Raw genomic sequence first — 12922 nt, 5'->3', positions numbered from 1 at the left:
CGGCTCAGCCCCGCCCCGGGGTTCCCGCGGGAGCCAGTGGCCAAAAATGGCCGCTTAGGGACGATGAAAGCGGCCGTTTGTGTCAGATGGGCGCCGCGGTAACCCGCCAGGCTGCCGGCGCGGCGGCCGTCCCCCTGTGCGACGTCGGCGGCTGGAGCGGCGACGGCGCGGGGCCGGGGAGCCGGGCGAGCACACCGGCTTGCCTGGCGCCCGGTTTCCACAGCCTTGCGCCGATTTCGTAATTGCCGCCGGGGTGGGCTAGCATTCAAGGGCACCGGGGCGATTGGCGCAGTGGTAGCGCGCTTCGTTCACACCGAAGAGGTCACTGGTTCGAACCCAGTATCGCCCACCTGGCAAATGGTCCGTTCCGCTCAGCAGAGCGGGGCGGACCTTTTTTGTTGCCGCAGCCCGCGTGCCGCCGCCAGCCGCGCGGGCGATCGCTGCGGCGTCCTCCTACAGTGTCCGACCCCTGTGAAAGAGTCACGCTATGACCGCCCCGCTTCTTGCCCACGCCACCGAATACGGACGGATGTACGCCCGCTCGACGTCCGCGCAGTTCTCCGTCCCCTCCATCACCACGGTCATCGGGCAGCAGCCGCACGGCCTGGATGGCTGGTTCGGGTACATGGGAGCGAACAGCCTCGCCGCCGACCCCCAGCTGCCTGCCATCCTGGGCAGCCCCGCCAAGATCCGCCAGGCGGTCAGCCGGGCCGCCAAGGCCGCGGAGACCCACCGGGACGACGCCGCCAAGCGCGGCGACCGGGTCCATAACTACTGCGAGCAGGTGGCACTGCGCGCCCTCGGCCGTCCGCACCGGATGCAGGAAACCCGGGAAGCGCTGGCGGCCAACGGCGAAGAAGCCTTCGCCGCCCGCTTCGACGAATGGTGGGAGTTGTTCCAGGTGGAACCCATCGCGCCTGAGATCACGGTGTGGAACGCCACGGTCGGCTATGCGGGAACCCTGGACCTGGTGGCCAAAATCAACGGCCGCACGTGCCTGATCGACTACAAGACCAAGGGAACCACCCGGGACGGCACGGTCAAGCCGCTCGACGACAAGGTTGTCATGCAGCTAGTGGCCGGCATGAAGGCCGAGGAAAGCCTCGTGGATCCGGTGGCAGGGGAGTGGGAGCCCTGGCGGCACGGCGAGTCGCCCATCCTGCTGGCCGTCGCCATCGGCGAGACGGAAGTCAGGCCGCAGCGGGCCAACCCCGAAATCCTCAAACACCACTGGTGGAAGTTCTGCGCCCTGCGCCGGGTCTGGGAGATGTCCGCGGACACCCGGGCCGCGGGGCCGGCCCTGCTGCCGATCGCGCCGCCGGTGGCCCGCTGAACCCCGGCCCGGGCTGGCACTAAACTGGATGAGATCCCTAGCCGCCTACCGTGAGGACAGACAGCCCATGGCCATTTTGAATATCCGTATCATCGGCGACCCCGTGCTGCGCACCGTCGCCGATCCCGTCACGGAATTCGGGCCTGAGCTGGAGAAGCTAGTCGCCGACATGACCGAAACCATGGAGGACGTCGAGGGCGCCGGCCTGGCCGCACCCCAGGTCGGCATCAGCCAGCGGGTCTTCACCTACCGCATCCGCGGCGTGGAGGGCCACATCATCAACCCGGTGCTGGAAAACAGCGACGATTTCCAGCCCGACGAGGTCGAGGGCTGCCTGTCCATCCCCGGGCTGGGGTTCCCGGTCCGCCGCCACCGCGCCACCCGCGTCACCGGCGTCGACGTGCATGGCAACCCGGTGGTGCTCGAAGGCGAAGGCATGCTCGCCCGGGTCTTCCAGCACGAAACCGACCACCTGGACGGCATCCTCTTCACGGACCGGCTCGAGGGCGAGGACCGCAAGAAGGCCCTGCGCGCGATCCGCAACGCCAACTACGACGCCATCACCGGGCAGACGACGGCGAAGCGCGCCAAGTCCGTCGGCTCCAGCTTCGGCGCCGGCGCGTCCTTCGGGGCCGGCCAGTGAGGGTCCTTTTCGCAGGGACCCCGGCCGTCGCCGTCCCCTCGCTGGACGCGCTCGTCGCGGCCGGTTTCGACGTCGTCGCCGTCCTCACCCGTCCGGACGCGCCGCTGGGGCGCAAGCGCGTGCTGACGCCGTCGCCCGTTGCCGTCCGCGCCGCGGAACTCGGCATCGAGATCATCCATGCCGCGAAGGTCGACGCCGGCGTCACGGACCGGATCGCCGCGGCCGCGCCCGACGTCGCCGCGATCGTCGCGTACGGCGGCCTCATCCCGCGGGCAGCCCTGGACATTCCCCGCCACGGCTGGATCAACCTGCATTTCTCACTCCTGCCGGCCTGGCGCGGAGCGGCGCCCGTACAGCACGCGCTCATCGCCGGCGACGACGTCACCGGCGCCGTGACCTTCCGGCTCGAGGAGGGCCTGGACACCGGCCCGGTCCTCGGGACCCTCACCGAGACGGTCGGCCCCAAGGACACCGCCGGTGAACTGCTCGAGCGGCTCTCCCACAGCGGCGCCGTGCTGCTCACCCAGACGCTCTCCGCCGTCGACGCCGGACAGGCCGCCGCCGTGCCGCAGCAGGGCGACGTCAGCCTCGCCCCCAAACTGACCCTCGAGGACGGCCGCCTCGACTGGCGCCAGCCGGCGCTGGCAATCGGCCGCCGTGCCCGCGGCGTCACCCCCGAGCCCGGCGCCTGGACCACCGTGGACGGCCAGCGGATCAAGCTCGAACCGGTGCTGCTCCGGCCCGAGGCGCCGGCACTGGCGCCGGGGCAAGTGGCCCTGGCCGACAAATCCGTGCTGGTGGGCACCGGCTCCCACCCCGTCGAACTCACCCGGGTCCAGCCCGCGGGCAAAAAAATGATGAACGCCGCCGACTGGGCGCGCGGACAGGCGAAACTGGAAAGCGTGGTCTTCGAATGAGCGAATCCGGAGCAAGCGGCAGCGGCCGCGGACGGGGCCGGCAGCCCGGCAGGCAGGGCAACAGCGGCACGGGCGGGCAGAACCCGCGCAGCGGTGTCCGCCGCGACGCCCAGGGCAGGGAACGGAACCGCGGCCCCAAGCGCGGCTTCAGCGAAAGTGCCCCCTCCCAGCGCACCCGCCGCGCGGACCCGGCCCGCCTCGTCGCCTTCGAGGTCCTGCGTGCCGTGGCGGCTGAGGACGCCTACGCGAACCTGGTGCTGCCGGCCCGCATCCGGCACCACGGCCTCGATAAGCGCGACGCCGGGTTCGCCACCGAGCTGAGCTACGGCGCCCTGCGCGGGCAGGGCACCTACGACGCGATCCTGGCCCGCTGCGTGGACCGCCCCCTGGACCAGCTCGACCCCGCCGTCCTGGACGCCCTCCGGATCGGTGCTCACCAGCTGCTGGCCATGCGCGTCCCGGCCCACGCCGCCCTGGACGAGACCGTCGGCCTGGCCCGTGCCGTGATTGGCGCCGGACCCTCGGGCCTGGTCAACGCCGTACTCCGCAAGGTCTCCGCGCACACGCTGGACGAGTGGCTGGAGTTGCTGCTCAGCGGCGAAGCGGACGAGACCAAGGTGGCATCGGTCCGGTACGCCCACCCCGAATGGATCGTGCGGGCCTTCCGTCAGTCCCTGGTTGCCCACGGCCGTCCGGTCTCCGAAATCACCGAGCTCCTCGCGGCGGACAATGCCGCTCCGGTGGTGAACCTGGTGGCCCTGCCCGGCCTGGGCAGCCTCGACGAGGCCCTGGAAAACGGCGCGACGCCCGGCGAGCTGGTCGAAGGCTCGGCGCTCTCCAGCGGCGGCGACCTCGGCCGCCTCGCCTCCGTGCGGGAGGGAAGCACCCGGGTGCAGGACGTTGGTTCCCAGCTGGTCGCCCGCGCCCTCGCCGCGGTGGACCTGGCTGACGTAAAGAGCGACGGCGGCGAACGCTGGCTGGACCTGTGTGCCGGGCCCGGCGGAAAGGCGGCGCTGCTCGGTGCCCTGGCCCGCCAGCACGGCGCGACCCTGCTGGCCAACGAGCCGGCACCGCACCGCGCCAAACTCGTCAGCCAGGCCCTCAACGCGGTTCCGCACGAGGTCTGGACCGTGCGCACCGGTGACGGCCGCGACGTCGGCACCGAGATGGCCGAGGGCTTCGACCGGGTCCTCGTGGACGTGCCCTGCACCGGCCTGGGTGCGTTGCGGCGCCGTCCGGAGTCCCGCTGGCGGCGCAGCGCTAAGGACCTTGCCGACCTCGGTCCGCTGCAACGGGACCTGCTCAAGTCCGCCCTGGACGCGGTCAAGCCCGGCGGCGTGGTGGCCTACGTGACGTGCTCCCCGCACCCGGCCGAGACCACCGCCGTCGTCAGTGACGCCCTCCGCAAACGCGGCGACCTGGAACTGCTCGACGCCGGCGAGGCCCTGGACAAGGTCAGCCTCACCGGGCACCTTGAGGCCGGTCACGACCTGACTGCCCAGCTCTGGCCGCACCGGCACCGGACGGACGCCATGTTCCTGGCCCTTATCCACAAAAAAGCCTGAGCTTCGGGCCATACTGGCACCAGCTCCCAACTTTCCGAACGAAGAGGACTCCATGGCCCATTGCTGCATCAACCCGAGCATCCTGTCGGCGGACTTCGCGAACCTGCAGTCCGAACTGCACAAGATCCGGACCGCCGATGCCGTGCATGTGGACGTGATGGACAACCACTTCGTGCCCAACCTCTCCCTGGGCCTGCCCGTCGTCCAGCGGCTGCAGGAGGTCAGCCCGATTCCGCTGGATGCCCACCTGATGATCGAACACGCCGACCGCTGGGCGCCCGCCTACGCCGATGCCGGCCTCGCCTCGGTGACGTTCCACGCCGAGGCGTCGATCGCGCCGGTGAAGCTGGCCCGCGAACTGCGGGCCCGCGGCGCCAAGGCGGGCATCGCCCTACGTCCCGGCAGCGCCGTGGAACCGTTCCTGGACATGCTCGGCGAACTGGACATGATCCTCATCATGACCGTGGAACCGGGCTTCGGCGGGCAGGAATTCCTCGACCTGACCCTGGCCAAGATCAGGCGCGCCCGGGCCGCGATCGACGCGTCCGGGCTGGACGTCAAGCTCCAGGTCGACGGCGGCATCACCGAAAAGACGATCCAGCGCGCCGCCGAGGCAGGGGCGGACGTCTTCGTCGCCGGGTCCGCGGTCTACGGCGCCGATGACCCGGCGGAGGCCATCGCCCGGCTCCGCGCCGCCGGCCGCCGCCCGGAGCAGTAGGCCACCCGTACCGGGCCGCCCGGCGGGGCCACGCCCGGCCACGCGGCCAGCCCGGCCGGGCGCGGCCGGTCCACGCCGGCCACCCGATGACGAATATTGCGGCCGGCCGATGCGGGAATAGCCGGGCAGGTCCTGCAGTTGTGCCAGAATAGCTACACACATACGTGCTCCGGGGTCGGTGTAAGTCCGAACCGGCGGTCATAGTCCGCGACCCGCGAGCCGGCAGCCTCCTCCCGGAGGCCGACGGCGGACGGTTGAACCGGTGGAACTCCGGTACCGACAGTTAAAGTCTGGATGAGAGAAGCACGTACAGCTGTCCCCGCGGCGCCACAGGCGCCGTGGAACTGCGCTGTCGTATACCCCCGGAGCCATCGCGGTTCTTGAGGGAAGGAACGACACACACATGAACCCCCTGCGATGGCTCTCCGCCGACTCCGGCTACCTTCGGGTCCCGGCGGGCGGCAAATGAGCCTGCCAGCACAGAACACCGGTTCCGGCGTTGAGCAACACCGCGCCGAGGGACACGGCGTCGCGGAACAACAGGCCCCGCACCACGGCTTCCAAGCCGCCGGCTTCAGTGCCGCGGAGACCGCCGCCATGGACACGGCCCTTGCCGCCGCCGCCCGCGGACCCCGCGGGGCGAACCCCCTGGTCGGCGCGGTGGTGATCGACGCCGACGGGACACCCCTCGTGACCGGCTACCACCGCGGCGCCGGTACCCCCCACGCGGAGGTCGACGCCATTGCCCAGGCCCGCGAGGCGGGACTGAACCTGGCCGGCACCACCATGGTGGTCACGCTCGAGCCTTGCAACCACTGCGGACGCACCGGCCCGTGCGCCCGGGCGATCATCGACGCGGGCATCACCGACGTCGTGTACGCCGTCGACGACCCGCACGACCCGGCTGCCGGGGGAGCGGCGACGCTCCGCGCCGCCGGGGTCCGGGTCCGCTCCGGGCTGGGCGCGGTCGCCTCCCTGGACCTGAACCGGCGCTGGTTCGACGCCGTCGCCGCCCGCCGGCCGTTCGTGACCCTGCACATCGCGCAGACCCTGGACAGCAGGATCGCCGCCAGCGACGGCACCAGCCAGTGGATCTCCAGCGCCGAATCGCTCGCCGACAACCACGCCCTGCGCGGCCGGATCGACGCGATCCTGGTCGGTACCCAGACCGTCCTGGTCGACAACCCGCGGCTCACCGCCCGGACTCCGGACGGCGCGCCCGCCGAGCGCCAGCCGCTGCGGGCCGTCATGGGCCTGCGTCCCATCCCGGAAGACGCCGCCGTCAACGGCACCGACGGCAAGGTGCTGCACCTGGCCACCCGGGACCCCCGCGAAGTGCTGGACCGGCTGTTCGACGCCGGGGTCCGGCACCTGATGGTCGAGGGCGGCTCCAGCATTCTCAGCGCCTTCCTCGCCGCCGGTCTGGTCGACGAGCTCATCGTCTACCTGGCCCCGACCCTGCTCGGGTCCGGCACAGCCGCCCTCGGCGACCTCGGGATCGGCACCCTCGCCGACGCCCAGCACTGGGACTGGGACGCGGCTTCCGGCGGCGCCGTCCAGACCCTCGGCCGCGACCTGCGCCTGCACTTGCGCCCCGCCACCACGATTTCATCCGATTCCACCCCGCGCAGCGACGCGGACACTGCCGCAGGAGGCAACTGATGTTTACCGGAATTATCGCCGAACAGGGGAAGGTGCTCTCGGTCGAGCGGAACGGCGACACCAGCGCCACGCTGCGCCTGCACGCCCCCGAAAGCACCGAGGGACTGGCCCACGGCGGCTCCATCGCGGTCAACGGGGTCTGCCTGACGGCGACCGACATCACGGGCACCGATTTCAGCGTCGACGTCATGGGCGAGACCCTGGTCCGCAGCACCATCGGCGCACTGGCCGCCGGTGACACGGTCAACCTCGAACGCTGCGTCCCGGCCGGCGGCCGGCTCGACGGCCACGTGGTGCAGGGGCACGTCGACGGCGTCGGCGAACTGCTCGAGCGCGAAGCACTCGGCAACTGGGACCGGCTGCGGTTCAGCGTGCCGCAGCCCCTGGCCCGCTACATCGCGGAGAAGGGTTCGATCGCCGTCGACGGCGTCTCCCTGACCGTCACGGCCGTGAGCGACGCCGGGGAGCCGGCACCGTGGTTTGAGGTAGGGCTCATCCCGACCACCCTGGCCGAGACCGGGCTCGGCGCCAAGCGGCCCGGCGCCGGCGTCAACCTCGAAGTCGACGTCCTGGCCAAGTACACCGAGCGGCTGCTTGCCTTCGCCCCCGCCTCGCCCCGGCAGGAAGGCGCACACCGGGCGGAGGCCGCGTCATGAGCCGGCTCCAGGACCCCAGCGGCCTCGCCGTCGAAACGCCTGCGCTGGATCCGATCGAGGACGCCGTCCGCGCCATGGCCGCCGGCCGGCCGGTGCTCGTGGTGGACAACGAGGACCGCGAAAACGAAGGCGACATCATCTTCGCCGCCCAGCACGCCACCCCGGCGCTGATGGGCTGGACCATCCGCTACAGCTCCGGGGTGATCTGCGTCCCGCTCGACGCCGGCCGTGCCGACGCGCTCGGCTTGCCGCCCATGGTCGCCGTGAACGAGGACGCCAAGGGGACCGCCTACACTGTCTCCTGCGACGCAGCCGCCGGCGTGAGCACCGGCATTTCCGCCACCGACCGCGCGCTGACCGCCCGCGTCCTCGCCGACCCGGCGAGCCGGCCGGCCGCCCTGACCCGGCCCGGGCATGTTTTCCCGCTCCGGGCCGTTGAGGGGGGTGTGCGGGAGCGTCCCGGGCACACCGAAGCAGCCGTCGAGCTGTGCCGGCTGGCCGGGCTCGAACCCGTCGGTGTGATTGCCGAAGTGGTGTACGACGATGGGGAGATGATGCGCTTGGACGGCCTTCGCGGCTTTGCCCTCGAGCACGGCTGCCCGCTGATCTCGATCGCCGACCTGGTGGCCCACCTTGAATCCGCCGAGCCCGCCGGGCCTTCAGCCCACCCCGCCCGAGACCTTGACTGAGGAGAAACCATGACGACTTCTGAGACGCGCCCGGCCACCCCGGGCCAGCAGCCGCACCCGGTCAGCGGCGGACCGATTGTCCAGCTGCCCACCGCCTTCGGCGATTTCGTGGCGCAGGCCTGGACGGATCTTGAAACCGGCGCCGAACACCTCGCCGTCAGCTCCCCGCGCCCCGCCGCCGACGGCACCGCGCCGCTGGTCCGGCTGCACTCCGAATGCCTGACCGGGGACGTGTTCGGTTCCTACCGCTGCGACTGCGGCGAACAGCTGGCCTACGCCCTGGAACTGATCCACGAGAAGGGCGGCACGCTGCTGTACCTGCGCGGGCAGGAGGGCCGCGGCATCGGCCTGGCGAACAAGATCAAGGCCTACGCCCTGCAGGAGGCCGGGTTCGACACCGTCGAAGCCAACGAACAGCTCGGCCTGCCGGTGGACGCCCGCTGCTACAAGGCAGCCGCCCAGATCCTCGCCGAAATGGGGCTGCAGGAGGTCCGCCTGCTCAGCAACAACCCGGACAAGCAGGACCGGCTGGCCGAGGCGGGGGTGCGGGTGGTCGAGATGGTCGCCACCGAGGTCCCGTCGCGCGAACAGAACCTCCGCTACCTGCAGACCAAGAAGGACCGGATGGACCACCGCCTGGTCCTGGACATGCAGCCGGCCGCGGCGGAGCCCGGAGCCGGGCCCCGCGGGTTCGAGCACGAGCAGGACTGACCCCGGCTGCGCCCCGCAGCCCCACACCCGTACCTCCCCAGAGCAAGGAATTCGCATGAGCGGCCACGGCGCCCCCCAGATTGACCTGACCACCTTCCAGCCCGAGGAAACCTCCCAGCTGAAACTCGCCATCGTGGCAGCCAGCTGGCACACCACCATCATGGACGGCCTGCTCGCCGGCGCACTGCGCGCCGCCAAGGACGCCGGCATCGCCGAACCGACCGTGCTGCGCGTCCCCGGAACGTTCGAGCTGCCGGTCGCGGCCGCCCGGCTGGCACCGCATTTTGACGCCGTCGCGGCCCTCGGCGTCGTGATCCGGGGCGGCACCCCGCACTTTGAATACGTCTGCGAGGCCGCCACCATCGGCCTGACCGACGTCAGCGTGCGCACCGGCGTGCCCGTCGGCTTCGGCGTGCTCACCTGCGACACGGAGCAGCAGGGCCTGGACCGGGCCGGGCTGCCGGGCTCCACCGAGGACAAGGGCCACGAAGCGGTCACCGCCGCGCTGGCCGCCGCCGTGACGCTCAAACCGTTCGCCTAGGCTGTGTATTCGCTCACATCCGGGCCGTCATCCGACGGCCCGGAGGGCGAGGTCCGGCCGTGAACAAGTAGGCTGGAGGGTGTGAAGAATTTCGAGTCGCTGTTCGCAGAACTGAGTGAGAAGGCAGCCACCCGCCCGGAGGGCTCCCGCACCGTCGCCGAACTGGAGTCCGGAATCCACGGCATCGGCAAGAAAGTCGTGGAGGAAGCGGCCGAGGTCTGGATGGCCGCCGAGTACGAATCCGATGAGGCCGCAGCGGAAGAGATTTCGCAGCTGCTATACCACCTGCAGGTTCTCATGCTCGCCAAAGGCCTCAGCCTGGAAGACGTCTACAAGCATCTCTAGCCACGCCCGCCGCCCGTGCTGGACCCCGAGTCCGATCCGGAGCGGCCCCGCGTGGCCCGCAGTGCCTGTACACCCAGAACGTCCCACCAGAAAAGAGCCATTCATGCTGAGAGTTGCCGTCCCCAACAAGGGATCCCTGTCCGAAGCCGCCTCCGCCATGCTTGCCGAAGCCGGCTACCGCCAGCGCCGCGACACCCGCGAACTGGTCATGGTCGACCCGGACAATGACATCGAGTTCTTTTTCCTCCGCCCCCGCGACATCGCCGTCTATGTCGGCCAGGGCACGCTCGACGTCGGCATCACCGGCCGCGACCTGCTGCTCGACGCCGAGGTGGAAGCCGAGGAACTGCTGCCGCTGGGCTTCGCCGCTTCCACCTTCCGGTTCGCCGGCCCGGTCGGCGACTTTACCTCCATCGACCAGCTCGAAGGCAAGCGCCTGGCGACCAGCTACGACGGCCTGCTTCGCGGTTACCTGGCCCAGCGCGGCATCAACGCCAAGGTCGTCCGGCTCGACGGCGCCGTCGAATCCTCGGTCCGGCTCGGCGTCGCGGACGCGATCGCCGACGTCGTCGAAACCGGCACCACCCTCAAGGCCGCCGGCATGGAGATCTTCGGCGAACCGATCCTGCACTCCGAATCGGTGCTGATCGGCCGCAAGGGCGAACAGAACCCCGCCACCGAGGTGCTGATCCGCCGCCTCCAGGGTGTCCTCGTGGCCCGCCAGTACGTCCTGATGGACTATGACATCCGTAAGGAGCTCGTCGAGCAGGCCGCCGCCCTGACCCCCGGCCTGGAGTCTCCGACTGTCTCGCCGCTGCGCGACTCGGACTGGGTCGCCGTCCGTTCGATGGTGCCCAAGCGGGAGACCAACCGGATCATGGACGAACTCTACGACCTCGGCGCCCGCGCCATCCTGGTCAGCAGCATCCACGCCTGCCGGATCTGATCCGAAGCCCGTGAAGCCAACACCCGCAAGCGAAGAGCAGGAGCAGCCATGTCCCTAGCAGTCCGCGTCATTCCCTGCCTGGACGTCGACGCCGGCCGCGTGGTCAAGGGCATCAATTTCGAAGGCCTGCGCGACGCCGGCGACCCGGTGGAGCTGGCGCACCGCTATGACAACGGCGGCGCCGACGAACTGACCTTCCTCGACGTCACCGCGTCGTCGGGCAACCGGGAAACCACCTACGACGTCGTCCGCCGCACCGCCGAGGAGGTCTTCATCCCGCTGACTGTCGGCGGTGGCGTCCGCGGCGTCGCCGAGGTGGACAAGCTCCTGCGCTACGGCGCCGACAAGGCAGCCATCAACACCGCGGCCGTGGCCCGGCCCGAGGTCATCGATGAGATCACCCGGCACTTCGGCTCCCAGGTGCTGGTGCTCTCGCTCGACGCCCGGCGCACCCGGCCGGGGTCGCAGCAGACGCCGTCCGGCTTCGAGGTCACCACGCACGGCGGCCGCCAGGGCACCGGCATCGATGCCCTTGAGTGGGCCAAGGAAGCCGCTGACCGGGGCGTGGGCGAGATCCTGCTGAACTCGATCGACGCCGACGGCACCAAGGACGGCTTCGACCTGGAGCTCATCCGGCTGGCCCGCGCGGCCGTCAAGGTCCCGTTGATCGCCTCCGGCGGCGCCGGCCGGCCCGAGCACTTCCCGCCAGCGGTTGCCGCCGGCGCGGACGCCGTCCTGGCCGCCTCCGTGTTCCACTTCGGCCCGCTGGACATGATCGCCCAGGTCAAGGCCGCCATCCGCGAGGCAGGCTTCGAGGTCCGCTGACACAGCCGGCCTTGCGGCCGCCGCTGAAACAGCCGGCCACAGACAAAAAATACGGAGCCACCCACCGGGTGGCTCCGTATTTTTGTGTCTCGTGCCCAGGCCGGGCCGGGTTCAGAGCCCGACTTCGGCTGACTGCAGCAGCGCGACGGCGTCCGGCTGGCCCTCGAAGGTCACCAGCGCATGCCGCGTGCGGCCGTGGGCGTGCATGAGCAGTTCGCCCGGCTCGCCGACGATCGCGACCGAAACGGGGGCGCGTTTGGCCACATGCCGCGGACCGGATGGGCGCACCAGCACGATGCCCAGGTCCACGCCCCGGTAGAGGATGGCGGCGCGCTTGATCAGCTCGTCCCAGAGTGCATCGGAGTAGGCCTCGTCGAGGGCCCGCGGCGCCCAACGGTCCACGGCCCGGCGGACGTCCTCGGTGTGCACGAAGTATTCGATCAGGTTGGAGCTCTCGTCCAGGGCCTTGATCCGCATGGGGGAGAGCGCCGGGGGGCCGGACCGGAAGGTGTTGACCAGGCTGGCGTAAGCCTCCGGCGTGCGGAGCTCGGCGGCAAGTTCTGCCGTGGCCTGGTCCGAGGCCTTGGACAGCCGCTTGATCAGCAGGCCCAGTCCGACGCGGGCTTTGCGCTCCCGGAGGTAGAGGTGGGCGGCAAGGTCGCGGGTCAGCCACCCCTTGCAGAGCGTGGGGGAGTCAGGACCGGCCGCCAGCAGGGTTTCGGCCAGAACTTCACGGGACGGATCGACGAAATTCATCACTTGTGAAACTAGCACGAGACGCCCGTCCATGTGCACTGGAAGCGCCGTGGTTTCGCCGCCTGCGGGGCTTTCGGTGCGGATGTTAAGCGCTGGCGCCCGGCCCCGGCGGGCGGCAGGCCCGGAGGCACTAGACTGGCAGTGATGTCTGAGCAGCCCGCCCCCGCCCCCGAACCCGCCAGCGCGACCACCGGAAGTCCGCTTCCGGCCGAGCTCGCCGCCAGCCTGAAGCGCGACAGCGCCGGCCTGGTGGCCGCGGTCATCCAGCAGTACGACACCAACGAGGTGCTCATGCTGGGCTGGATGGACGACGAGGCGCTGCACCGGACGCTGACCACCGGACGGGTCACCTTCTACTCCCGGTCGCGGCAGGAATACTGGCGCAAGGGCGACACCTCCGGCCACGTGCAGTGGGTCAAGTCGCTCGCGCTCGACTGCGACGGAGACGCCCTGCTGGTCCGCGTCGACCAGGTCGGCGCCGCGTGCCACACCGGCACCCGGACCTGCTTCGACGGACGCGGACTTCCCGCCGTCGTCGGCCCGGCCGACTGACCCGGCGCGCCCTCCCGGCCCGTGCGCCGGCACCAAAGCTTCAGCAAGAGAACAGGCGGAAAA

At 70.7% G+C, this 12922-nt stretch carries 15 protein-coding genes, 1 tRNA gene and 1 riboswitch; of the genes, 15 read left to right on the top strand and 1 reads right to left on the bottom strand.

Annotated elements, in window-relative coordinates:
* The first annotated feature begins 277 nt into the window (after positions 1–277).
* The 14 genes from ACTWLI_RS14985 to hisF all read left to right on the top strand — a co-directional run bounded on the left by ACTWLI_RS14985 (position 278) and on the right by hisF (position 11551).
* A tRNA-Val gene (locus ACTWLI_RS14985) sits at positions 278–349 on the top strand.
* A gap of 138 nt (positions 350–487) precedes the next feature.
* Positions 488–1333: a cytochrome gene (locus ACTWLI_RS14980; RefSeq protein WP_445154558.1), complete on the top strand. Its 846-nt coding sequence runs from the start codon at positions 488–490 to the stop codon at positions 1331–1333.
* A 67-nt stretch (positions 1334–1400) separates the two neighbouring features.
* A complete protein-coding gene (gene def, locus ACTWLI_RS14975; RefSeq protein ID WP_056739771.1) occupies positions 1401–1976 on the top strand; it encodes a peptide deformylase in 576 nt (191 codons plus the stop codon).
* The gene (gene fmt / locus ACTWLI_RS14970; protein WP_445154557.1) at positions 1973–2893 is read left to right on the top strand and encodes a methionyl-tRNA formyltransferase; all 921 of its coding nucleotides are present in this window, start codon (positions 1973–1975) and stop codon (positions 2891–2893) included. The genes def and fmt overlap by 4 nt, the downstream gene beginning before the upstream one ends.
* Entirely contained in the window at positions 2890–4458 is a 1569-nt protein-coding gene (locus ACTWLI_RS14965; protein WP_445154556.1) for an RsmB/NOP family class I SAM-dependent RNA methyltransferase, read from the top strand. The genes fmt and ACTWLI_RS14965 overlap by 4 nt, the downstream gene beginning before the upstream one ends.
* 52 nt (positions 4459–4510) lie before the next feature.
* Positions 4511–5176 carry a ribulose-phosphate 3-epimerase gene (rpe, locus tag ACTWLI_RS14960; protein ID WP_445154555.1) on the top strand — a complete coding sequence of 222 codons (666 nt, stop codon included), beginning with the start codon at positions 4511–4513 and terminating at the stop codon, positions 5174–5176.
* Positions 5177–5336: 160 nt separating this feature from the next.
* Positions 5337–5487: riboswitch (FMN riboswitch) on the top strand.
* A gap of 286 nt (positions 5488–5773) precedes the next feature.
* The gene (ribD, locus tag ACTWLI_RS14955; protein WP_445156204.1) at positions 5774–6838 is read left to right on the top strand and encodes a bifunctional diaminohydroxyphosphoribosylaminopyrimidine deaminase/5-amino-6-(5-phosphoribosylamino)uracil reductase RibD; all 1065 of its coding nucleotides are present in this window, start codon (positions 5774–5776) and stop codon (positions 6836–6838) included.
* Positions 6838–7494, top strand: coding sequence for a riboflavin synthase (locus ACTWLI_RS14950; RefSeq protein WP_445154554.1), 657 nt, complete (start codon positions 6838–6840; stop codon positions 7492–7494). Before ribD ends, ACTWLI_RS14950 begins: the two co-directional genes overlap by 1 nt.
* The gene (gene ribB / locus ACTWLI_RS14945) at positions 7491–8183 is read left to right on the top strand and encodes a 3,4-dihydroxy-2-butanone-4-phosphate synthase (RefSeq protein WP_445154553.1); all 693 of its coding nucleotides are present in this window, start codon (positions 7491–7493) and stop codon (positions 8181–8183) included. The genes ACTWLI_RS14950 and ribB overlap by 4 nt, the downstream gene beginning before the upstream one ends.
* Positions 8184–8192: 9 nt before the next feature.
* Positions 8193–8894, top strand: coding sequence for a GTP cyclohydrolase II (ribA, locus tag ACTWLI_RS14940; protein ID WP_445154552.1), 702 nt, complete (start codon positions 8193–8195; stop codon positions 8892–8894).
* Between the two features lie 55 nt (positions 8895–8949).
* Entirely contained in the window at positions 8950–9435 is a 486-nt protein-coding gene (gene ribH, locus ACTWLI_RS14935; protein ID WP_445154551.1) for a 6,7-dimethyl-8-ribityllumazine synthase, read from the top strand.
* 81 nt (positions 9436–9516) lie between these two features.
* Positions 9517–9780 (top strand): phosphoribosyl-ATP diphosphatase, encoded by a 264-nt coding sequence (locus ACTWLI_RS14930; protein WP_175321714.1) that lies wholly within the window; start codon positions 9517–9519, stop codon positions 9778–9780.
* A 103-nt stretch (positions 9781–9883) separates the two neighbouring features.
* Positions 9884–10726, top strand: a complete 843-nt coding sequence (gene hisG / locus ACTWLI_RS14925) for an ATP phosphoribosyltransferase (RefSeq protein WP_056739754.1) — start codon at positions 9884–9886, stop codon at positions 10724–10726.
* Positions 10727–10774: 48 nt separating this feature from the next.
* Positions 10775–11551 (top strand): imidazole glycerol phosphate synthase subunit HisF, encoded by a 777-nt coding sequence (gene hisF / locus ACTWLI_RS14920; protein ID WP_445154550.1) that lies wholly within the window; start codon positions 10775–10777, stop codon positions 11549–11551.
* 111 nt (positions 11552–11662) lie between these two features.
* Here hisF and ACTWLI_RS14915 read toward each other — a convergent pair whose 3' ends face one another.
* On the bottom strand, positions 11663–12307 hold the full coding sequence (locus tag ACTWLI_RS14915) for a TIGR03085 family metal-binding protein (RefSeq protein ID WP_445154549.1): 645 nt from the start codon (positions 12305–12307) through the stop codon (positions 11663–11665).
* 144 nt (positions 12308–12451) lie between these two features.
* On the opposite strand from ACTWLI_RS14915, the gene hisI reads away from it, so the two are divergent.
* Positions 12452–12859 carry a phosphoribosyl-AMP cyclohydrolase gene (gene hisI, locus ACTWLI_RS14910; protein WP_445154548.1) on the top strand — a complete coding sequence of 136 codons (408 nt, stop codon included), beginning with the start codon at positions 12452–12454 and terminating at the stop codon, positions 12857–12859.
* Positions 12860–12922 lie beyond the last annotated feature (63 nt).

Source organism: Arthrobacter sp. Hor0625 (assembly GCF_052567525.1).
The sequence above is the reverse complement of the archived record's forward strand: the minus strand, read 5'-3'. Positions and strand labels throughout refer to the sequence as shown.